17 protein-coding genes and 1 pseudogene are annotated in these 21,183 nt (G+C 69.5%); 8 read left to right on the top strand and 10 right to left on the bottom strand.

The window, feature by feature from the left end:
- Positions 1-6: 6 nt before the first annotated feature.
- Entirely contained in the window at positions 7-873 is an 867-nt protein-coding gene (locus tag OO71_RS33365; protein WP_245633870.1) for an MBL fold metallo-hydrolase, read from the bottom strand.
- Between the two features lie 107 nt (positions 874-980).
- Positions 981-1,871: a LysR family transcriptional regulator gene (locus OO71_RS33360; protein ID WP_033293969.1), complete on the bottom strand. Its 891-nt coding sequence runs from the start codon at positions 1,869-1,871 to the stop codon at positions 981-983.
- Between the two features lie 178 nt (positions 1,872-2,049).
- Between OO71_RS33360 and OO71_RS46715 the strand changes: the two genes are divergently transcribed.
- Positions 2,050-2,454, top strand: coding sequence for a GNAT family N-acetyltransferase (locus tag OO71_RS46715; RefSeq protein WP_245633867.1), 405 nt, complete (start codon positions 2,050-2,052; stop codon positions 2,452-2,454).
- Between the two features lie 22 nt (positions 2,455-2,476).
- Here the strand turns inward: OO71_RS46715 and OO71_RS33350 are convergent, their stop codons facing one another.
- The 3 genes from OO71_RS33350 to manA form a co-directional block, all read right to left on the bottom strand.
- Complete coding sequence (locus OO71_RS33350; protein WP_211260727.1) at positions 2,477-2,752, bottom strand: VOC family protein; 276 nt, start codon at positions 2,750-2,752, stop codon at positions 2,477-2,479.
- 31 nt (positions 2,753-2,783) lie between these two features.
- Positions 2,784-7,112 carry a polysaccharide lyase family protein gene (locus OO71_RS33345; protein WP_033293968.1) on the bottom strand — a complete coding sequence of 1,443 codons (4,329 nt, stop codon included), beginning with the start codon at positions 7,110-7,112 and terminating at the stop codon, positions 2,784-2,786.
- A gap of 93 nt (positions 7,113-7,205) precedes the next feature.
- Positions 7,206-8,507, bottom strand: a complete 1,302-nt coding sequence (manA, locus tag OO71_RS33340) for a mannose-6-phosphate isomerase, class I (RefSeq protein WP_063740147.1) — start codon at positions 8,505-8,507, stop codon at positions 7,206-7,208.
- Positions 8,508-8,697: 190 nt separating this feature from the next.
- Here manA and OO71_RS33335 point away from each other — a divergent pair, with 190 nt between their 5' ends.
- The 4 genes from OO71_RS33335 to OO71_RS33320 are packed head-to-tail and all read left to right on the top strand — an operon-like array spanning position 8,698 to position 13,741.
- The gene (locus tag OO71_RS33335; protein ID WP_033293967.1) at positions 8,698-10,377 is read left to right on the top strand and encodes a class I mannose-6-phosphate isomerase; all 1,680 of its coding nucleotides are present in this window, start codon (positions 8,698-8,700) and stop codon (positions 10,375-10,377) included.
- A gap of 17 nt (positions 10,378-10,394) precedes the next feature.
- Positions 10,395-11,789 (top strand): sugar porter family MFS transporter, encoded by a 1,395-nt coding sequence (locus tag OO71_RS33330; RefSeq protein WP_033293966.1) that lies wholly within the window; start codon positions 10,395-10,397, stop codon positions 11,787-11,789.
- An 18-nt stretch (positions 11,790-11,807) separates the two neighbouring features.
- The gene (locus OO71_RS33325) at positions 11,808-12,704 is read left to right on the top strand and encodes an ROK family protein (protein ID WP_033293965.1); all 897 of its coding nucleotides are present in this window, start codon (positions 11,808-11,810) and stop codon (positions 12,702-12,704) included.
- A 59-nt stretch (positions 12,705-12,763) separates the two neighbouring features.
- Positions 12,764-13,741, top strand: a complete 978-nt coding sequence (locus OO71_RS33320; RefSeq protein WP_051792537.1) for a LacI family DNA-binding transcriptional regulator — start codon at positions 12,764-12,766, stop codon at positions 13,739-13,741.
- A gap of 253 nt (positions 13,742-13,994) precedes the next feature.
- Here the strand turns inward: OO71_RS33320 and OO71_RS33315 are convergent, their stop codons facing one another.
- The 5 genes from OO71_RS33315 to OO71_RS33295 all read right to left on the bottom strand — a co-directional run bounded on the left by OO71_RS33315 (position 13,995) and on the right by OO71_RS33295 (position 18,123).
- On the bottom strand, positions 13,995-14,588 hold the full coding sequence (locus OO71_RS33315; RefSeq protein WP_245633866.1) for a TetR family transcriptional regulator: 594 nt from the start codon (positions 14,586-14,588) through the stop codon (positions 13,995-13,997).
- A 66-nt stretch (positions 14,589-14,654) separates the two neighbouring features.
- A complete protein-coding gene (locus OO71_RS33310) occupies positions 14,655-15,476 on the bottom strand; it encodes an SDR family oxidoreductase (protein WP_033293963.1) in 822 nt (273 codons plus the stop codon).
- A 66-nt stretch (positions 15,477-15,542) separates the two neighbouring features.
- Entirely contained in the window at positions 15,543-16,691 is a 1,149-nt protein-coding gene (locus OO71_RS33305) for an MFS transporter (protein ID WP_051792536.1), read from the bottom strand.
- Complete coding sequence (locus OO71_RS33300) at positions 16,688-17,080, bottom strand: MAPEG family protein (protein ID WP_033293962.1); 393 nt, start codon at positions 17,078-17,080, stop codon at positions 16,688-16,690. Before OO71_RS33300 ends, OO71_RS33305 begins: the two co-directional genes overlap by 4 nt.
- On the bottom strand, positions 17,077-18,123 hold the full coding sequence (locus OO71_RS33295) for a glutamate-cysteine ligase family protein (RefSeq protein WP_033293961.1): 1,047 nt from the start codon (positions 18,121-18,123) through the stop codon (positions 17,077-17,079). Before OO71_RS33295 ends, OO71_RS33300 begins: the two co-directional genes overlap by 4 nt.
- A 362-nt stretch (positions 18,124-18,485) precedes the next feature.
- Here OO71_RS33295 and OO71_RS46710 point away from each other — a divergent pair, with 362 nt between their 5' ends.
- The 3 genes and pseudogenes from OO71_RS46710 (at position 18,486) to OO71_RS33285 (ending at position 21,130) form a co-directional block, all read left to right on the top strand.
- Complete coding sequence (locus tag OO71_RS46710) at positions 18,486-19,775, top strand: hypothetical protein (RefSeq protein WP_211260722.1); 1,290 nt, start codon at positions 18,486-18,488, stop codon at positions 19,773-19,775.
- A 178-nt stretch (positions 19,776-19,953) separates the two neighbouring features.
- A pseudogene (locus OO71_RS52565) lies at positions 19,954-20,112 on the top strand (SDR family NAD(P)-dependent oxidoreductase); the annotation flags it as partial.
- 415 nt (positions 20,113-20,527) lie between these two features.
- Complete coding sequence (locus tag OO71_RS33285; RefSeq protein WP_033293960.1) at positions 20,528-21,130, top strand: TetR/AcrR family transcriptional regulator; 603 nt, start codon at positions 20,528-20,530, stop codon at positions 21,128-21,130.
- Positions 21,131-21,183 lie beyond the last annotated feature (53 nt).

The raw sequence follows: 21,183 nt of genomic DNA, 5'->3' as shown, positions 1-21,183 counted from the left end.
CTCCGGTCAGAGAGGGAAACTGGTCAGCTCGGCCCCGAAAACAACCTCCCCGTCGTAGATCTTGCGGGTTTCCGCCAGCGCCACCGCCGTCTGGTCCTGGCGGGCGATGTGGGGACCCTGGTGGACCAGCACCAGTTTGCGGACCCCGGCCTTCGCCGCCATCCCGGCCGCGCCGACCGGACCGCACTGGCCGTCGCCTTCGCCGCAGTCGTCCATGAGATGGTCGAGGTCCCAGCACATGCAGAGCATCACGTCGGCACCCTGCGCGAGCTCCAGGACGGAATCGCACGGTTCGGTGTCGCCGGTGAACACCACGCTCCCGGCCGCGGTGTCCAACCGGTACGAGAGACATTCGAGGTACGGCTGGGCATGGTTCGCGACGGCAGCACGCATCGTCCAGTTCCCGGTTTCGTGCACGAAATCCGGCCCGATGTCGTGGGTCTGCACCCGCGGCGGGCGGCGGGGCAGCGTGCCCCCACGGTTGACGAACACGTGCTGGCTGGTGGGGAAGGAAATCCGCGCCTGATACTCGTACGCGAAGGCGCCTTCCTCGCCGATCAGCTGCTCGGTGAGCCGTGTGGTGGGCGCCGGGCCGAACACCTCCAGTTCGCCTTCCGTGCCGATGCTCTGGTCCCAGCGCGTGAGCAGGAAGCACGGATAGTCGCCGTTGTGGTCGAAGTGGTGGTGGGTGAAGAACAGCGTGTTGACGTGCGTGGGCCACATCCCGGCCTTGACGAGCTTCCACGTGGTCGCCGGACCGCAGTCGATCATGATCAGCTCGCCGCCGACGTCGGCGACGTAGGACGACCCGAACCGCTGCGGCGTCGGGGTGGGCGTACCGCTGCCGAGCGGGTGGATCTTCACTTCGGGCATGTTCACCGGGCCACTCCTCTGTGGACTGTGAAATGGGTTGCCCCAGTAGGCATCAGATCCCTTCGATTCGTCCAAGACCGGTTCCGAATCACTTCCATGCGACAGTTCTATGGTTCGGCCGGGCCGGCCTCCGCCCGCAAGGCCAGCTCCAGGAACGCGGCAGCGGCGGGGGTCATCGAACCCGCCGCCCGGTGCACGAGCTGGACCGGCAGGTCGACGGGCGGGTCGAGTTTCCGCACCACCGCCCCGTGCAACGCCGCGTCACGGGCGAACGGCGCCGGAACCACCGCCGCGCCGACGCCGGAAACCACCAGCGGTACCACGGTTTCCCGCTCCTCGGTGGCCACCGCGACCCGCAATCCGTAGCGCCCCACGGCATCGTCGAGCACACTGCGCACCCGCGTACCCGGCCGCCCGGCGACGAACGGGACGTCCGCCAGCTCGGCGAACCGCACCGTTTCCCCTTCCCCGATAACAGATCCCGGCGGAAGCGCAACGAACAGCTCGATCGGCGGACACCGGTACTGGACGAGCTCCGCGTCGGCACGCAACGCCTCCAGCACCCCGAGATCGGCCTCGGCCCGCCGGACCCGCGCCGCCGCCCGGTTGCTGTCCGGCGCCTCGAGGAACTCGACGGAAATCGCCGGATACTCCCGCACGAACGCCCCGATCCACGGCACCAGCGAATGCACGGCGATCGACGGCGGCGCGGTGACGGTGAGCCGCCCCGCCGTGAGGTCCCGCATCGAGGCGGTGACCGTCTCGATCGCGGTGAAGTCGGCCAGCACCCTGCGCGCAGGCCCGAGCAGCGATTCCCCCGCCGTGGTGAGCAGAATCCGCCGCCCGGCCCGATGGAACAGCGGAACCCCCAGCTCGGTCTCGAGCGTCCGGATCGCATGGGACAACGACGGCTGGGCAATTCTGAGCGCCGCCGCAGCCCGGGTGAACCCGTTGTGCTCGACGATGGCGACGAAGTACCGGAGATGCCTGACATCCACCCGGCGACTGTACGTGCCGGGTACGACATTTCCACCCGGCGGCGGGATCCGGTATGAAGATCTTCGTGCTGACCGGAGAGAAGGCCGGGCTGCGGGCCCGGCACGAGAGTGATGTCGCGATCCTGCATGCCGAGCTGTACGACGACGTGGCTGCACGGTCGAGAGCGGATTCCCGGCCGTGGCGCCCGATCGCGCCCGATTCCGCGGCCTGCCGTTCGCGGTCGCCGATCCGGCGTGCTTCTCGGTGGTCGAGCTGGGCGGCGGTGCGCTCACCGGGGAAGGGTTGCTGTGGGGAATCGATCTCCACAACCGCATGGCGCACCTCGGCATCGCGTTGCGCCCGTCCTTCCACGGGCGCGGCTTGGGCACCGACGCAATCCGGGTGCTGTGCGATTACGGCTTCACAGTCCGCGGTTTGCACCGCATCCAGGCGGAGACCCTGGCGGACAACGCCGCGCTGCTCGGCGCGGCCACCGCGTGCGGGTTCCAGGTGGAGGGCACCCTGGGGGGCGCGGCGTGGGTGTCGGGCCGCTTCGTGGACCTGGTCGTGCTGGGGCTACTGGCTCCCGAGTGGCCGAGGTAGCCCCGGCCACGAACCCGGCGGCTCAGTACACTTCCGGCAGCAGGATGTCCTCCGGGATCTTCTCCGGCCGGTAATCCCCGCCGCGCGCCGCTTGGTGGATTTCGTCCTTCGACAACCCCTTTTCGCGGGCCGCGACGAGCTTGTCCGGGTCGAAGAATTCGCCGATGGCGTTTTCGGCGAATTCGCGGGACGCCCACATCCATTCCTTCGACTTGTCCCAGTCACCGAAGGCGTCGACCTGGATTTCCACGCCGTTGCCTTCCGGGTCGGCGTAGTACATCGACAGCGCAGGGACCACCCCTTGCCGGAGTGGCCCCTGCGCCCGGGTTTCAGCGGCCGATCGCGAAGCCGTCGTACACCAGCCACGAACCGGAGACCGTCGTGATGGTCACCGTGTTCTGCCCCGGTTTCAGCTGATCCGCCGGGAGGCGGATGGACTGCGTGCTCGGTGCGATGCCGTGGGCGTTGAGCGGCTGGGTGTCACCCCAGTGGTACCCGTCGCCACCGCCCGCGGGTAGCTGGATTCGCTGCGCGGTTCCTCCGTTCACTGCGACGTCGATGGCCGGTGGTGCCTGGTCGTGCGTGTCGAGGAACCACAGGTTCAGGGTGAGGTCTCGCGGCTGGTCCACGGTGAAGTTCACGGTGAACGGATGCTGCCGCGAGCCTGCCCAGCCGTCGCTGGGTCCCGGCTGGATGTAGCTCCACTGTGGACTCGCCACGCTGCCGCCCTGGGTACCGACCCACGGGGTGGTCGCCGACGGGTACGACACGCCCGTGGTGAATCCCGCGTCCTGCTGTGCGGTGTAGTTGACATCGCGCGGGAAGGCGGTGTTGTACGTCTCGTAGCTGTCCGGGGCGAGCGCGAAGTCCGTTGCGCACGCTACCGGCGACCCGGCGTCGTAACCCGCGGCCGGTTTCACGCCCACGGTCACGATTCCGTGCGCACCCACCGGAACGCTGATCTCCGAACCGGACCCGGCATCGGTAATGCTCAACGGTTTTCCGTCCGGCACTTCGGACGGCGTCTCCAGCTGCGCTCCGGTCACCTTGAACGGCAGCCGCAGTTTCGCTGTGCCATTCTTGCCGGCCACCTCGAGCAAGCGCACGGTCACCGGCAGGTCCGGTGCATTCGTGCGGCGGATCGGGTAGGCCTGCTTGACCGTCTGCACGAACACATTCCCGGCATCCACCGAAACCAGCGACTGCGCTCCGGCGGCGAGATTCCCCTTCTGTGCGGCGCCGATCGCCGTCGCGGACAGCGGGGTCTGGACCCCCCATCCGTAGCCGGTCGCGGCCACCGGTTCGAATCCACCGTCGTGGCTGGTGATCGAATAGTGGTAGTCGATCGGCCCGGACTGCGCCTGCCGGTAATTGGTGTTCCACAGGCTGTTGAAGGCATACGAGAACGCGGAACCCTTGTCCGGCAACGGGGCTGCCGGATCCGGGCCGGACCGGTCGAGACGGCCAGGGCGCGGCAGCAGTTCCATGCTCCGAATGTGCCCGAACTCCATCAGCGGAGCGTCCTGAGTGGACAGGGTCACGCCGCCGCTGCCGTTCGACAGGTCGGCGTAGCTGCGCACCGCCTGCCAGTCCATTGAGGACCCCGGCATCTGCCCCGCACCCAGCGTCACCGGCGTTCCCGGTGCTTCGTAGGTGATCGTGGGCTTGTCCACCTTGAACGGGAACGCGAAATACCCTTCTTCCGGAGTGGTGACCCAGGTCTTGTTGATCTGGTTGGCGATGTCGAGCCGCTTGGTGTTGGCGTACAACGTGAGCGTGGCCCCGGCCGATTCCACGCCGGTCGCCGCACCGCCTGCGTCCTTGCCGCCCGGAGTGTCGGGATAGGCGACCTTGAGGCTGATACTCACCGGCCCTTGCGATTGCACTGTCACTTTGGCACTGCCCGGCGACCATTGCTTGTCCGGAGTGGTCCGGCCGCCGCGATTCGGATTCGGCCGGTACACGTACTGGTTCACCGCGAACGGTGAATCAGGATCGACGAGCTCCCGTCCGGCGGCTTTGTCGAATACCGAAGTGACCGCACCGGTCGTGGTCGAAACAGTGACGCGGTAGTACTGGTTTTCGAGCGTTCCACTGCCCGGATCCCAATGCAATGCCTCGTCCGGCCGCCCTTCGTTCGAGCCGGGCCGCAGTTCGTACGTCCGGTAACCCACCGCGGGGACGTCCGCGGCGACGAACCTGATCCGGCCCTGACCTGCCGATTCGTACGGAACCGCGGCGCCGGTGGTCACGTCGGCGAGCTGCCCGGACCAGTCCGCCGGTACGGGCGCGGTCACCACATCACTGCGCTGCACCGAAAGCGCATTGAACACCGCGAGCCCGGGATTGGCCGAGGAATTGGTGACCTGCCCGCCCAGCGACCGGGTCGCCGAATCCATCGCCGACACGCTCAGCCGGGATGCCTTGTCCGCTCTGGCTTTCTTCACCGCCCATTGTGGATCGTTCGGCAGTAGTTCCGGGCTGGCCCACGTATGCTCGGTATAGAGCTCGGTTTCCCGATAAGCGGAATCGACCAGGCATTGCGTGTTCGGGGCCGTTCCACTCAGCGTACCGAGGGTTTCCGCGCTGGCCGCGCGGGCCTGGGAGCGCATCGTCTCGCCGGTTTCGGCGGCCGAGGAACCCGCGCCGTCGGACCACCAGTCGGGATAGTCCCCGCCTTTCACCGGCAGATTCGCGACATCCTGGGAACTGGCGTCGGGGGAATAGCCGGACGGGGAGGTCTGCCCGTGCGGGGTCGTGGCATCGGCGTAGAACCGCGACGGCGTGGACATGACGAGCTTCGGCCAGGTGTACTGCTGGCTGTAGTTGCGGATCACGTCCGAAATGCCGTTCATCGGCGGGGAGGAGTCTTCGAAGAACATCAGCGGGTACACCGATTGCGAATACCGGCCGACCTGCAATCCCGGGAACCAGTTGGCAATTCCGGTGCTCATCTTGCCGACGAGGCTGTTCACCACGTCCGGGGACGGCGCGGCGACCGGCGTGTACGGCAGTTTGGGCGAGGTACCGCATTTGTCGTTGCGATCGTCGGTGGGCCACGGCGCGAGGGTGCATTTGAAGGCACCGTAATCGAGTTTGTAGCCCTCGTTGTAGGAATTGGCGGCGAAGAACGTGAGGACCTTGCTGCCGTCCGGCGCCTTCCAGTGGAACAGCGCCGGGGAATCCTGGTCGGTGTGCGGGGAGATCCAGCGTCCGGTGTGGTCCGGGTTGGTCCCGTTGATCAGCAGTTTCACACCGTCTTTCGCGAGGAGCTGGATCTTCTGCGCGGTGACGCCCGCGACGTCCTCCTGCAACGCCGTGGTCACCGGTTTCCCGAATTTCTCGGCGAACGTCCGCGTTGCCTTGGCCTGGGTACGGGCGAGCTGCTCGGTGCTCGCCAGGTCACTGAGGTTGTTGTCGTAGGACCCGGTGATCTCGATCTGCCCGGCCGCCACGCATTCGCCGAGGGCTTGCACCTTGTCCGCCGGCCGGTCCTGCACGTAGGCGTCGATCATCCACGCCTGTTCGACGGTCCAGCGGAACTTCTCGGCGTCCGGGCGGTTCGCGGTGTCCCGGCACTGGGTCACCGCCTGGTCGAGGAACCCGTCCTGCAGCTGGCGGGTGGTCGCCTGGTCGTAGTGGTACCCGATGTCGAGGTGGCTGCCGTTGATCACGTCCAGCTGCCAGCGCCGCTGGTAGGGCAGGCTGGTGGAGTACGTCCCGGCAGGCTGGCCGTTCCGCGCCGCAGTCACGTCCAGCTTCGCCGGACCCGATGCGGGTGCGGGTGGCACCGAGATGCGCTGCGTCGAACGTCCCGATGGCAGGGAATCGATGGTGGTCTGCGCGGTCGCCCCGCCGAGGGCCGCGGTGAACGTGGCCGGACCCGCGCCAGCGGTGTTGTTCACGTCGACGTCCACGAGCTGACGTTCGGCTCCGCCGTCGGACTTGAACAGGACGGTGGGCGTTTTCGCCAGCACCTGCACCGCACCCAGCTCCTTCGGCGCCGGAACGAGGCGCACCGCGTCGTAGGCCGCCCAGGACCCGGCGGTGGTCCGCAGCGAAATGCGGTTCTTCCCGGCGTTGACAGTGTCTTTCGGAATCAGGACACCGATCTGGTGCGGCCGGTTGACGTACCCGGAGGTGCCGCTGAAGTACCCGATGCCGTATACCCCTGCGCCCCCGCCGGGCGGCACGGTGACCGACTCGACGGACCGCCCGTTCGACTGCACCTCGACCGTCGGCGGGGCCTTGTCGTGACTGTCGACGTAGTCGATCTGCAGGAGGAGATCGCCGGTCTGCTCGGGCTTGAGGTCGTAGCGGATCGTGGCGGTGTGCTGTTTGCCGCCCGCCCACGAGTCGGCCGGACCGGGCTGCAGATACGGCCAGTCCTTCTCCGGTTTGCTGGTGCCGACGGTGTAGGTCACGTCGCCGGGGAACGTCGTGGCGAATTTCTGGTAGTCGCCAGGAGCGAGGGCGAATTCGGTGTCGGACTGGTCCGGCTTGCCGATGGTGAACACCGACGGTTCGGTATACGCCCGGGGCGCGGCGACGCCCGGCGCCCCGCTCACCGCCGACACGGATGCCGCGGCGACGAGCACCACGACCGCATCGACGAACCACCACGACCGGCGCCTTGTCCGGCCTGAGAACGACGACATCTGCGAGCCTCCTTCGGCCCTGTCAGGGAAAGCCCTGTCAAGGAAAGGCCGGTGCCGGGAGGAACCCGCGGCGGCCCGTCCGAGGCTGAATTGTTAACGATAACTAGACGGCGCGCAAGAGGTGATTTCCGTACCGGGAGCGGCGCGGAAGAGCTCACCGGTGCCGCGGAGGCGGAGCCCGCCGCACCCGGTACCGGGCGATTCTGCGCGGGTCTCGGCGGTCTCACCTGCGGTGGAGGGGATTTTGGTTGCTACGCCTTGTTCGCCGGTGCCCCGGGTTTCGCATGCCGCGCGTCGCTCCTGGCTTGTCCGGTCGGACACCTCGGAGCCAGAGCACTCCCCCGCCGGGACGAACACCGAGTCCCCACCACGCAGCACCATCGCCGACGCCAGCGTGCGCACCTCGACCCGTCCCTGGGTACACAGCAGGATCTGCGGCCCACCGCAACCGACCACCCGCTCCCCCTCCACCGCCACCCGCGAAAGGCGGAATTCCCGTGCCGGTACCGGATAAACCGTCTCCCCGCCGACATCCATCCCCCGCACCACCTCCGGCACCTGCGGCTCGAACCGGACCACCTGCAGCAGCCCCGGGACGTCGACATGCTTCCGGGTCAGCCCGCAGCGCAGCACATTGTCCGAATCGGACATGATCTCCACCCCCATCCCGGACAGGTACGCGTGCGGCACCCCCGCCCCCACGTACAGCGCCGCCCCCGCCCGCAGCCGCACCACGTTGAGCAGCAGCGCCGCAATCACCCCCGGATCGCCGGGATACAACGCCGCCAGCCCGGCGTACGGCTCCTCCAAACCTCGAACCGCACCCACCATCTCGGCCGTGACCTGCCGTTCCTGCGCCAGAATCGCCGACATCACCACCCGCAGCGCATCCCCGCCCGCCCGAAGCGCCTCGACGTACGGCCGCACCGCGGGAACGTCCAGCCGCGCCAGGAGATCAGCCGCCGAGGCCGGAGGGCGGAACCCGCTCAAGCCGGTGAAAGGCGTCAACGCGTACAGCATTTCGGGCTTGTGGTGCGGATCCCGATACGTGCGATGCGGGGCGTCGAGCGGGACACCGCGGCGTTCCTCGTCCGCGAATCCGGCGGCGGCCTGCGCGGGATCCGGGTGTACCTGCAGGGAAAGCGGCCGTTCCACCGCAAGCACCTTGAGCAGGAACGGCAACCGCGGCCCGAACGCCCGCACCACCTCGGCACCGAGCACCCCGGCCGGATCGGCCTCGATCACCGCCGAAAGCGGAACCTCCCCCACCCGCGACGACGCCCCCATCCACAACTCGGCCTGCGGCTCCCCGTCCGGCGGAACCCCGCGCAGGGCCGGGATCGCGGTGCGCGAACCCCATTCGTACCGGCGCACGGCAGTGACAAGACGATCCATCGTGGCTTCCTTATCCGACGGCGAGGCTGTTCCACCCGGGCAGTGCCGGCCCAAGCCAGCCCAAACCGGCCCGAACACCCTGCGAGACCTGATCTTGCTCCCCGCCGAACCGCCCGGCTTCCCTTGACGAGGCGGCCGTCCGGCGTCATTGTTAACGTTACCATCGCGCCTGCCCGATCCGGAGGACTCCGTGACCCGTGCTTACGACCGCAATCCGCGCTACGCCCCGGCGTACGGCATCGTCGCCCGCGGCTGGGATGCCGCCGCGCGGAGCCTGCCACCGGGGCCGATGGTGCTGGCGGTCGACGGGCCCGCGGCGCTGGACTGGGCTACCGCAATCGCCGCACTCAAGGAGACCCTTGCCAGCAAAGGGATTCCCGTACAAGAAGAAGATCTCCGCGAGTACGAGGCAGACCGGCCCACCATCTGCCAGCGCACCGGCGACGACGGCACCGACCCGTACTACCTGAAGCTGGCCCGCAACAGCCTCGCCGACCTCTACGAGCACCTGCCGCAATGCACCCGTCCGGCCGAAGGCGTGCTGATCGTCCACGGCCCGGGCGCCGCGCTGGTCGAGCACGACGTCCTCTGGTACGCCGATCTGCCCAAGCGGTACGCCGAAGCAGCGGTCATCGCAGGTACCGGCGTCAACCTCGGCCGTCACCGCGAACCCGGTACCCTGCGCCGGTTGTTCTACGCCGACTGGCCGATGACCGACGCCCACCGCGACCGGATCGCCCCGCGCATCGACCGCTGGCTGGACGTCCGGGACCCGGGCGACCCGGCGTCGATCACCGGCGACACGATGCGCGCCACCCTTGCCGACCTCGCCACCCGTCCGGTACGCACCCGGCCGTACTTCAACTCGACCCCATGGGGCGGCCAATGGGCCGCGCGCGAGCTCGGTTTCGAGCCGCAGCAAGGAAATACCGCACTCGGCTACGAACTCATCGCTCCCGAATCCGGTATCCTCGTGGGTACCGAAGAGGCCGACGTCGAGCTCCCTTTCCAGCTGATGTGCGTACTCCATCCGGTCGACGTCCTCGGCCCCGACGTGCACGCCGAGTTCGGCACCTCGTTCCCGATCCGCTTCGACTACCTCGACACCGTCGACGGCGGCAACCTCTCGCTGCACCTGCACCCGCAAGCGGACTACATGCGCACCCGCTTCGGCTGGACCTACACCCAGCACGAGTCGTACTACGTCACCGCCACCGAACCCGGCGCGCGCGTTTACCTCGGCCTGCACCAGGACACCGACCCCGGCCTCATGCGCAAGCAGGTCGAGATGGCCATCGAACGCGGCGAACCCATGGACGTGGACCGCTTCGTACAGCACCATCCCGCGGAACCCGGGCGGCTGTACCTGATCCCGGCGGGCACGCCGCACGCGTCCGGCGCCGGCAACCTCGTACTGGAGATCAGCGCGACCCCGTACCTGTACTCCCTGCGGTTCTACGACTGGCTGCGCAAAGACGCACAGGGCAACTCGCGGCCATTGCCGTACGAGCACGGGTTCGCCAACCTCGAACGAGGGCGGCAGGGCGAGCAGGTCCAGGAGCTGATCCAGCAGCCGCGGACCCTGCGCGCGGGCCCTGGCTGGCGGGAGGAACTGCTCGGCGCCTGGCCGGGGATGTTCTACGAAGTACGGCGTTTCGTCCTCGAGCAGCCCGCCGAGGACGACACCGCCGGCCGGTTCCACGTCCTGAACGTGTCCGCCGGGGAAGGAGTGCTGATCGAGACCGACCGCGGCGCGCGGCACGATCTCGCGTTCGCCGAAACGCTCACCATCCCTGCCGCCGCAGGGAAATACCGGCTCCGGCCACTCGGACCGCAGCCGGTGCACGTAGTGAAGGCGCTGGTCCGCTGACCGAAAGAGGCAGTCGCATGAACCGTTCCCCCGCCCCGTCCCGTCTCCGCTCCGGCCCCGCCACCGGGGGTCGCTCCCTCGCCTTCATCGCCGGGATCAGCAGCCTCGGCGGACTGCTCTTCGGCTACGACACCGGCATCATCTCCGGAGCGCTCCCCGCCATCGCCGGGGCGTTCGACCTCGCTGACACCGGCAAACAGCTGATCACCAGCGCGATCATCGTCGGCGCCATCCTCGGCGCATACTCGTCGGGGCATCTTTCCGAACGGCTCGGCCGCCGTCCGGCCATCATCGTGGCCGCGGCGGTGTTCGCGGTGGGCGCGGTGCTCGCCGCCGTGGCGCCCGAGGTGTGGACACTCGGCATTGCCCGGCTGGTGCTGGGGTTCGCGGTAGGCCTTGCCGCACAAGCGGTTCCGCTCTACGTCGCCGAGCTGGCGCCACCCGCCCGGCGCGGTGGTCTGGTGGTGATGTTCCAGCTCGCGATCACCGTCGGCATCCTGGCCGCGTACCTCGCCGGGTACGCGCTCGACGAGAGCTGGCGATGGATGTTCGGGCTCGGGCTGGTGCCCGCGGTCGTGCTGCTGCTCGGAATGCTCTCGCTGCCGGAAAGCCCGCGATGGCTGTTCACCCACCAAGACCCCGGCGCGGCCCGGACCGTGCTGGCCCGCATCCGTCCCGACCAGGCAGCCGTGGACGCGGAACTCGGCGACCTGGCCGAAACGTCGGCCGCGAGTGACCACCGTGGGCTGCGCGCGCTGCGCGGCCGGTGGATGCGCCCGGCGCTCATCGCCGGGATCGGGCTGGCGATCGCGTCGCAGATCACCGGCATCAACGCGATCATCTACTACGCACCCACGATCCTCGGCGACGCGGGCTTCGGCCGGTCGGCCGCCATGCTCACCACGGTCGGCGTGGGCATCGTGAACTTCCTGATGGTCGCGATCGGGGTCCGGCTGGTGGACGCGATCGGGCGTCGGCGGCTGCTGCTCGTGCTGCTGCCCGGCGCGGTGCTGAGCCTCATCGCGGTCGCCGCGGTCCTGATGCTGGAGCCCGCGCCGCAGGGGGCCGCGCGGTGGGTCGTGATCGCCGGGATTCTCGGGTACATCGCCTGCAACGGCGGCAGTCTCTCGGTGGTCGTGTGGCTGGCCGGGCCGGAGATGTACCCGCTGAAGGTGCGTTCGGTCGCGGTCGCGGTGTCCACGTTCGCGGTGTGGTTCTTCGACCTGCTGGTCAGCCTCACCACGCTTTCGCTCACCAGCGCGCTCGGCACCACCGGCACGTTCTGGCTGTTCGCCGGGGTCAACGCGCTCGCGTTCCTCTTCGTGTTCCGGTTCGTGCCGGAAACCCGGGGGCGCAGCCTCGAAGACATCGAAAGCGCCTTGCGCGCAGGTACGTTCACCGCGATGCGCTGAACGGGCAGGAGGATTCCGATGAGGGTTCCGGTGCTGGACGTCGGCGGCACGCACGTGACCGCCGCGCTCGTCGACCTGACCACCCGCGCCCCGGTGGGCAATGTCGTGCGGATGCCGTTGCCCGCACACGGCAGTGCCGCCGAAATCCTCGACGGCATCGCGACCGCGGCGGCGATGATCGAAGTCCCCGCCGACGCGCGCTGGGGAATCGCGACCCCGGGGCCGTTCGACTACGAGGCAGGTATCGGGCTGTTCCGCGACGTCGGAAAGTTCGACTCGCTGTACGGCGTCGACGTCGGCGCGGAACTCGCGCGGCGGCTCCCCGCTGCACCGGCCGCGCTGCGATTTCTCAACGACGCGGACGCGTTCGGCATCGGCGAGTACGTCGCGGGAGCGGCGGCCGGACACCCGCGCGCGGTGTGTCTGACGCTCGGCAGCGGGGTCGGCTCGGCGTTCCTCGATCGCGGGACGCCGGTGAACGACGGTCCGCTCGTGCCGCCCGAAGGCAGCGCGTATCTGTTGCAGCACCAGGGCAGGCCGCTCGAGGAAACCGTGTCGCGGCGGGGAATCCGGAACGCTTACGTCCGCGCGACGCTCGGCCGTCCGGACGACGCCCCGGACGTCCGCCGGATCGCCGACCTGGCCCGCCGCGGCGACCGGCACGCGCGGGCCGCGCTGGGGGACGCGTTCCGCGCGCTGGGCGCGACGATGGGACCGTGGCTGGCGAAGTTCGACGCGACGGTGCTGGTGGTCGGCGGTTCGATCGCCGCATCGTGGGACCTCGTGGAAAGACCGCTGTGCATCGGGCTGCGGCTCAGCTCGGACGCCGAACTCCGCACCGCCGAACGCGCGCTCGACGCGCCGCTCCTCGGTGCGGCTTGGTGGGCCACGCAGCCCGACCATCACTTACAATGACCGTATCCACCGTTGATTTCACAGAGAGTGCCAGCCCAGTGCCCCCAGGCGGCCCCACGATGCGTGACGTCGCCGCGCGGGCGGGGGTCAGCGCGATGACCGTGTCGCGGGTGCTGAAGGACGAGAACGTCAGCACCGCCACCAGGGACCGGGTGCTCGCCGCGGTGCGGGAACTCGGGTACCGGCGCAACGAGGTCGCGCGCAACCTCCGGCTGGGCAAGCCGAGCGGGATGATCGGGCTGGTGGTCACGAATCTCGGCAACCCGTTCTACTCCCAGCTCGCGCTGGGCGCGGAGCAGGTGGCCGAGACGCACGGGCTGCGGCTCGTGCTGGGCAACACGGCCGGGGTCCCGCAGCGCGAACACGAGCTGGTCGACGATCTCGTGTCGCGGCGCGTCGACGGGATGATCGTGGTACCCGCCGGATCGACGCACCAGCACCTGGACCCGGCTTCGCTGGGCGGAATCCCGATCGTGCTGGCGTCGAGCCCGCCCGCGGGAATCGACGTGGACACGGTACTGGTCGACGACTTCGGCGGCGCCCGCGCGGCCACCGCGCACCTGCTCGCGGAGGGCCACCGGGCAGTGGGTTTCCTCGGCAACCCACCCACGCTGTTCACCGGCGCCGAACGGTTCCGCGGTTATTGGGCGGCGCACGAGGAAGCCGGTCTCGTCCCGCGCGACGAGTGGATCCGCCGAGGCCCCGACGACATCCCGACGGCCGCCGCGGCCACCCGCGAACTCCTCGACCGTCCTGCCCCGCCCACCGCACTGTTCTGCACCAACAACCGGATGACGCTGGGCGCGTACCGGGAAATCCGCCGCCTGGGCACGGCAACGGAACTGGCCGGTTTCGACGACTTCGAGATGGCCGACCTCCTGGACCGCCCGATCACGGTGGTGTCGTACGACGCAGGGGAAGTCGGCCGCCGCGCGGCGGAACTGCTCCTGGACCGGCTGGACCGCGACCACTCCGCCGACCCCGGCCCAGCGCGGCGGACAATGGTGCCGACCTCACTGGTCCATTACGGCCGGTGAGGTGAGCCGCCGGTCCCCGAGGCCACCACCCGCTCCGCCCCGCTTCCGTGAAGGGAACCTTCACGGAATCAGATTCCCTCAAGGTTCCCTTCACAGCCCCGCTTCCGTGAAGGGAACCATCACGGACTCAGATTCCCTCATGGTTCCCTTCACAGCCCCACATTCCGTGAAGGCCACCTTCACAGCCCCACATTCCGTGCCCCACATTCCGTGAAGGTTCCCTTCACGGAACCCCAACACCGCCGACCCGGGGTCAGCCGAGAACCCCCATGGCACGGTCCACCAGCGGAGCCAGCTCCTGCTCTCCCTCGGCAGCCACCCAAGCGGCGAGCGCGGCGTCCAGGCAGGCGAACGCCGAAGCGATCAGCGCGGCAGGTGCCGGATCGGTCGTGTCGTCCGGATCGGTACCCAGCCGACGCGCGACTTCCGGCCGCAGCTGCTTTCCCCAGCGGGCCAGTTTGTCCTGGTGGAATGCGCCGAGCGTCGGGGTGCCGATGAGGAGCCCGAGGATGCGCCGGACGCGGACGTCGTCGGACTGGTAGCGGTCGGCCAGCGGGATGATCGCCTTGCGCAGGGCGGTCCACGGGGCCTCCCGGCGCGGGCGGGCTTCCAGGGCTTCGAGCAGGAGGTCCGAGAGTTCGGTGAAGTCGCGCAGCAGGACGTCTTCCTTCGCGGGGAAGTAGCGGAAGAAGCTGGTCCGCGAGATTCCGGCGGCCGCGCAGATGTCCTCGACGGTCGTCTCGTCGTACCCGCGCTCCTCGAACAGATCCACCGCGATCGCGGCGATCTGCGCGATCATGGCTCGCCGCGCGAGCTCCCGCGCGCCGACGCGTCCGCTGGTGGTCATGGGGTGCCTCCGGAGTGACTGGGTTCCTGGAACGGTACCCGGGTCCGGCCAGTACCCGGCCGATGATCAGCCGGCGAGTCCGAACCGGGCCCGCATTCCGGCGAGGAAACCGGCGTCGTCGGTGGTGCGCCGGGCCGCGAGGATCTGCTCGGCGTCCGGGCCTGCCTCGTAGCGCAGGCAGTCGCTGTCGTCGGTGGCGGCGGTGTAGACGATCTCCGCGACGTCCTCCGGCTCGGACCCGGCTGCCATCATCGGACCCAGCACGCCGAGCAGGTTCTGCACGAGCGGCTGGTACTCGGCCAGCGCGGGATCGTTGCTGAAGTCCAGGGAACGGCCCCCGAAATCGGTCTTCATCCCGCCCGGCTCCACGATTTTCACGCGGATCCCGAGCGCGCCGAGCTCGTACGCCAGCGACTCCGAAAGCCCTTCCACGGCGAACTTGCTGCCGTGGTACAGCGCGCCGAGCGGGAAGGTGACCCGCCCGCCGATCGACGAGACGTTGACGATCGCGCCGCTGCCGTTGCCCCGGAAATGGGGCAGCACCGCCCGCGTGGTGGTGAGCAGGCCGACCACGTTGACGTCGAACTGGCGCCGGATCTTCTCTTCCGACGTCGCTTCGAGCGGGCCGTAAGCGCCGTAACCCGCGTTGTTCACCAGCACGTCGATACGGCCGAACCGCTGCACCCCGGCGGCGACGGCGGCCTCGACGGACCCGGAGTCCTGCACGTCAAGGCGGGTCACCAGCATCCGGTCGTACTGCGTGAGCTCGGTTTCCCGGTCCGCCGCGCGCATGGTCGCGATGACGTTCCAGCCGCGCGCGTGGAACAGCTTGGCGGTGGCCCGGCCGAGCCCGCTGGAGGTGCCGGTGACGAGGACGGTCTTGGTCATGATCTTCTCCTCGGGAACTTGGATCCGTAAGTGGTACTCAGTACCAAGAACGTAGCATAGTTCCGTTCAAGGGTGCCAGTACCACTTCCCGAGCAGCAGCCATCCGGCTCCGGCGGCGGCAGCGCCCAGCACGAACGGCGCGCGCGGCCCGGCGGCTTCGGCGAGCGCAGCGGCGATGGGTCCGCCGATCGGGTTGCTGCCCACCAGAAGCACGCCGAACAGCGCCATCACCCGCCCGAGGAACCGCGGGTCCGCGGTCTGCAGGACGGCGATGGTCGACGTCAGGTAGATCGACCAGGTCACGCCGACCAAGGCCAGCCCGGCGAGGGCGAAGAACGGGCCAGGAGCGGCGGCGACTCCGGCCGAGGACATCGCGAGCGCCAGTGCCGCGACGCCGCCCAGGTTGCGCCGGGGTGCTTTTACCGCCATGCCCGCCGCACCGGCCAGGGAACCTCCGGTCACGGTGGCGATGGCGGTACCGACGAAGGCCGGGTCACCGGCGAAGGTTCCGGTTGCCAGCAAGGGAACGGAGACCGGGAACGTCATCGCGAAGGTGCCGATCACCGCGAGCGCGAGCATCGACGTCCGCAGCGGCGGCGTGACCAGGACATAACGGAGTCCTTCACGCAGCTGCCCACGAGCGCGGACAGCGCGGGGCGGGGCTCCCACGAGACGGCCGACCCGGTGCAGCACAACGACATCCGCGGCGAACGAGCCTGCGTTGAGCACGAACACCCACATCGGCCCCGCGGTGGCGACCAGCCATCCGCCCAGCGCCGACCCGGTGGTCATCCCGGTGAGCAGCACGACGCCGGTGAGCGCTGGCAACCGGACGGCCGCACCGGGCGCCAGGCTGGGCAGCAATGCTTGGCGCGCAGGGGTGTCCAGCGCGTTCAGGATCCCCCAAGCGGTAGCCGCGCCGAGCAGAACCGGACGGTCGAGCGCGTCGCAGGCCTGTGCCGTCGCGTATCCGACAGCCACGAGCCCGAGCCCGGCCTCGGCCCCGATCAGCAGGACGCGCCGGTCGTACCGGTCCGCGACGACGCCGAACCACGGCCCGAGCAGCAGACTCGGCAGGAACTGCGCGGCGACGACCCAGCCGAGCAACGCCGGGTCGATCCGCACCGCCACCACCGAAAGCGCGACGACCTGCGCCCACGAGCACGCGACCGACGCCAGCTGCCCGGCCAGGTACAGCCGCAGCGCGGTGGTCACAAGGTGCTCACCAGCGTCACCACGAGGGCGACCCCGAACAGGTAAGTGCCGGACGCGCCGGCCACGCGCAGCGGAGTGGGTACGGCCAGGGTCGGCGTCGTCAGCATTCCGGCGGCGTGCGCGAGGCGGGCGAGGGTGGCGCCGATGACGAACACGAGTGTCCAGGCGGGAGCGCGGGCCGCGTCGAGGACGAAGAGGACCAGGAGGGTCGGGATGTACTCGATCGCGTTTCCGTGCGCCCGGATCGCCTTGTACAGCGGATCGGCGGGGTCATCCGGGGCGAACGGCGCGCCGGTCTTGGCACCGGCCGCGCGCAGGCGGGTGACGTTCGCGCCGAGGAGGAACACCAGCGCGGCAAGAACGGCGGCGCAGATGAGGGCGAGGGTCACGGGGTCTCCCTATTCGTTGTGGTGAGCCGGTCCGGCAGGAAACCGCGCGGCATCCGGCGTTTCCCGGCGGCGATGAGGTCGAGCAGCGGACCGGTTTCGGGGACGTTTCCTTGCGCGGCAAGGGTCCACTGCCCGGACATCCGGCCGAGGTTCGGCAGCAGCAGGTCCACGGCCGCGCGGCGGGTGACCGGTTCCAGCAGCAGGACGGCGACCGCCGTGACCGCGGCGGCGATGCGGCCGGGTGGCTGGGCGTCGAGGTAGCGGACCTCGAGGTAGCCGCCGCGCGGGCGAACCGGTGGAAAGAGCGTGCCGAGGTGATAGGCGCCGGCCGCGGCAGGCGGGATCGGCAACCGCGGGGCGGCCGCGGCGAAGGCGGTGTAGGCGCCGACCGGGTCGTCCGGGTCGAGGTGACGGCCGTCGTAGCCGGTCCGGGCGGCGTCGATGCCTTGCCAGATCCGGGTTCTCGTGCCGGGGGTGGCCGCCGGGAGGCCGTCGAGATGGGGTGAGTTGGCGAAGGCCGCGGCGAGCGCGGGTCCGGCCAGGTTGGCCACCAGCCACTGCTCGCGGCCGGCGGCCCCGGGCTGCAGATCGACGGCGACCTGCAGGGACGCGGTCAAGCGCATCATCCGCCGCCCGTCCGCGCCGGACCGGTCGAAGTCGTGCTGCATCGCGAGGTAGCGATCGGTGCACAGGCGCAGCGGGACGTCGGCGCACGAGCGGCCCGGGTCGGTCCCGCAAGCAGCAAGACCGACCCCGGCGGACGCCGCCAGCTCCCGGGCCCGCGCCAGAATCCGGTCGAGCTCGGCGAGCAGTTTCGTGACGGACTCCTGTGGCGGCGGGCTCAGCTCCAGCTGCCCGCCGGGCTCGAAACTCGGCCGAGCGGCGGTGCGGAAGGGCAGGTCGAAGACCGCGTCGAGCACCGCGGGCGGAACCGGCGAGCCGTCGGCGAAGGACGGGATCATCTCGACCTCGACCCCCACGCCAAGGCCTGGACCGGGCCGGAACATCTGCTGGACGACGTCGCACACCGGTGCATCAGCCATGTCTCTGCCCACCGGGTAGCGCCGAACTGCCTCGAGGGGTGAGATCCCGGTCCCGACTCCTGCCGAGCAGCTTCGTGACCGACCCCCGCGGCGGCGGATTCAAGTCCGGCTGCCCACCGGGCCGGAAACTCGGCCGGGCGGCGGTGCGGAAAGGCCGATCGAAGACCGCGTCGAGTACCGGCGCACTCGCCGGGTAGCCCCGACGCGGCCGTTTTCGCAGGTCAGCAGTGTAGAGCGGAGGAGTGGGCATGGTCGCCTCCAGAAGTCCGGTAGATGCAGTAAGACTGCATTGCAGTTATACTGCATTCATCGAGCCAGCCCGTCAATCCCCGGCGAAGCCCTACCCGTGAGGACTGATCACCATGACCATTTCCCTCCCCCGGCACTTCACTCCGGAGCAACTGCTATCCGTCGGCCGCGCAGCCGCCGCGGACGCGTGGGCGCACGGGATGACCGTGCGGAAAGCAGACGGCTCGACGGTCCCGATCCCACTCGTCTGCGAGCCTCAGGTCGTTCCCCGGGAAACGCTCGAATACGTTGCCGCGCAGGCGAAAGCCATTCTTTCGGCGGCCGTGAAGGTCGCCGCGCACACCGGCGAGCCGCTGGGCAGACCGTTCCAGGGGCTCGAAGGGGAGGCAATGGAGAAGCTGTTCACCTCCGCACCTTGCCCGGCAGTGCTCGCGCGGGTCGATTTCCTCCGCTCCGGGAAAGACGGGAAACCTCGGGCGCTCGAAATCAACACAACAATCCCGGCAATGCAGGCGTATGCCGATCTCGCAACGCACAGCTGGATCCGGGCCGCCGCCGAAGAACGCGGAATTCCGTCGTGGACCGCGGCTGACCTGGTCGATCGCAGCGGCAGCCACATGGAAGACCTCCGCGAAACCCTGGTCCATTTCTACCGGCTCCGCGGTGGCAAGAAGGAAAACCCGAGCATCGCAATCATCGCCCGCCCAGGCGACGCGCAGGCTAGCGAACTACGCCGGCTTGCCGAACACTTCACCGCCAAGGGAAATCCGGCGGCAGTACTCCAGCCGACGACATGCGAGCCATCCCGGTCCGACATCCTCTACCGGCACATCTGGGCCCATCGGACTCCCGCCGGATCCCCGTTCGCCCGGGCACTCAAGGCGCCGGGAGACTTCGTCCTCGCCAATCCGGTCAACGGAATCCTCGAACAGAAAGCACTTTTCGCCCGGCTGTCGGAATGCGCCGAAAACGAGCAGCTCGCCGACCGGGCCGGGCTCGACGACCGGGAACGCAAAGCCGTCGAAGAACTACCCTGGACGCGCCGGCTCGACGAAAGCAGAACTGCCCGGGTAATCGCCGAACGGGAATGTTTCGTCCTCAAGAAAGCTGGGACTACGGCGGTAAATCCGTTTCCCTCGGCGCCGAACTCGACCCGCGCGAATGGGCGCACCGGGTCCGCGCCGCAGCGGCCGACGGCGGCTTCATCGTGCAGCAGCGGGTGTTCGGCGCCCGCTCCCCCGCCACACGCGTCACCGCCGGGCTCGAAGCCCGCCACGGCGACCTCTACCACGACATTTCCACCTACACCGGCCTCCTCGACGTCGCGCCGGGCGGCAGTGTGGTGCGCGCCGCCACCAGCCCGGTCGTCAACCTCCTCGGCGGGGGCGGGCTGGCTCCGGTGATACCCGCGGACGTCATGGCTCAGCTGACCGAATGGTCATCGTGACGACTTTTCTCGACTTTACGTAGACTAGTGTCCTGACCAGGACTTTCCTCATCACCGGCGTGAGCTCCGGCCTCGGCTGGGTCGCCATCGCCAACGCCGGATACGGGCTCGAAGGCAACTTCGAAGAGTCCACGATGGACGAGCTGCGGGACCGGTTCGAGGTGAACGTGTTCGGCGCGGTGGCGACGCTCAAGGCCGTCCTGCCCGCGATGCGGCCGCGCCGTCGTGGGCACCTGCTCGGCGTCACCTCGATCGCCGGCCTGATCACGGTGCCCGGCACCGCGTTCTACCAGGCTGGCAAGCATGCGCTCGAAGGGCTGCTCGAAACGCTCGGCAAGGAGGTGAACACCTCGGGATCCACGGGACCGCGGTCGCGCCCGGGTCGTTCCGCACCGGGTGGGCCGGTCGCTCGATGGTCTGCACCGGGCGGTCCATCCCGGACTACGACGAGGTCATGGACCCGATCCGGGACCATCGCCGCGCCGCCAGCGGCCGCCAGCTTCGGCAATCCGGCGAAGGCCGCCGAAGCGGTCTTGAAGATCATCGACGCGCGCCCATCTCCTCCTCGGCTCCGACGCGCTGCGCCTCGTCACGCACGGGCGCGCGGCCGTCGACCAGGACATCCGGGAATGGGCCGAGCTGACCAGGTCGACCGATTTCCCCGACGGCGCACAGCTTCCCGGCCGAGCCCGGCTATCATCCCGCGGCATGACCGACGCCTCCCGCCGGCGCCGCCGGGACGCACCGCGCAAGGGCGACCTGCGGGAACAGGCCATCCTCGACGCCGCCGAGGAGCAGCTCGGCACCCGGAGTCTCGACGACGTCACCGTCGAATCGCTCGCCCGCGCCGCCGGGATCACCCGCAACGCGCTGTATTTCTACTTCGGGTCCAAACGGGACGTGCTCACCGCGCTGGTCGGCCGCACGGTGGAGGAGATCGCCGACGACGCCGCGACCACCGAAGCCGACACCGCCGCCGAGCCACGCGAGCGCATCGCGCAGGCTGTGCGCAACACCGAGCGCTCGTGGGCCCGGCACGGCGTGGTGATGCGGGCCGCCGTCGAACTGGGCGCGGTGATCCCGGAAGTCGGTGCCCGGTGGGCAGAAACGGTGGAACGCTACATCGCCGCGATGACCGAGGTACTGTCCGGCGCCGGACTGCCCGGCACCGGGCCCGGATCGGCGGCGGACGTGGCGCGGGCGTTGTGCTGGATGACCGAGCGCACGCTCTACCACGCCTCCGCGGCCGGGAACGACCTGTCGCGGGCGAGCGAGGTGTGCATCGGGATCTGGCACCGCATGCTGCCCTGAGCGAGCCGCGGGCTGGGCTGGGCTGGGCTGGGCTGGGCTGGGCTGGGCTGGGC

This window comes from Amycolatopsis jejuensis, from assembly GCF_000717335.1.
Classification (GTDB): Bacteria; Actinomycetota; Actinomycetes; order Mycobacteriales; family Pseudonocardiaceae; genus Amycolatopsis; species Amycolatopsis jejuensis.
Note: the sequence above shows the minus strand (reverse complement) of the source record. Positions and strands in the feature narration are given on the sequence as shown.

What these genes read in the sequence shown, in the direction of transcription:
- OO71_RS33330 (WP_033293966.1), top strand. Translation starts at nt 10,395, where the DNA reads ATGAACCGTTCCCCCGCCCCGTCCCGTCTCCGCTCCGGCCCCGCCACC.
- OO71_RS33365 (WP_245633870.1), bottom strand. Translation starts at nt 873, where the DNA reads ATGCCCGAAGTGAAGATCCACCCGCTCGGCAGCGGTACGCCCACCCCG.
- OO71_RS46710 (WP_211260722.1), top strand. Translation starts at nt 18,486, where the DNA reads ATGACCATTTCCCTCCCCCGGCACTTCACTCCGGAGCAACTGCTATCC.
- manA (WP_063740147.1), bottom strand. Translation starts at nt 8,507, where the DNA reads ATGGATCGTCTTGTCACTGCCGTGCGCCGGTACGAATGGGGTTCGCGC.
- OO71_RS33320 (WP_051792537.1), top strand. Translation starts at nt 12,764, where the DNA reads ATGCGTGACGTCGCCGCGCGGGCGGGGGTCAGCGCGATGACCGTGTCG.
- OO71_RS33345 (WP_033293968.1), bottom strand. Translation starts at nt 7,112, where the DNA reads ATGTCGTCGTTCTCAGGCCGGACAAGGCGCCGGTCGTGGTGGTTCGTC.
- OO71_RS33325 (WP_033293965.1), top strand. Translation starts at nt 11,808, where the DNA reads ATGAGGGTTCCGGTGCTGGACGTCGGCGGCACGCACGTGACCGCCGCG.
- OO71_RS33295 (WP_033293961.1), bottom strand. Translation starts at nt 18,123, where the DNA reads ATGGCTGATGCACCGGTGTGCGACGTCGTCCAGCAGATGTTCCGGCCC.
- OO71_RS33285 (WP_033293960.1), top strand. Translation starts at nt 20,528, where the DNA reads ATGACCGACGCCTCCCGCCGGCGCCGCCGGGACGCACCGCGCAAGGGC.
- OO71_RS33310 (WP_033293963.1), bottom strand. Translation starts at nt 15,476, where the DNA reads ATGACCAAGACCGTCCTCGTCACCGGCACCTCCAGCGGGCTCGGCCGG.
- OO71_RS33315 (WP_245633866.1), bottom strand. Translation starts at nt 14,588, where the DNA reads ATGACCACCAGCGGACGCGTCGGCGCGCGGGAGCTCGCGCGGCGAGCC.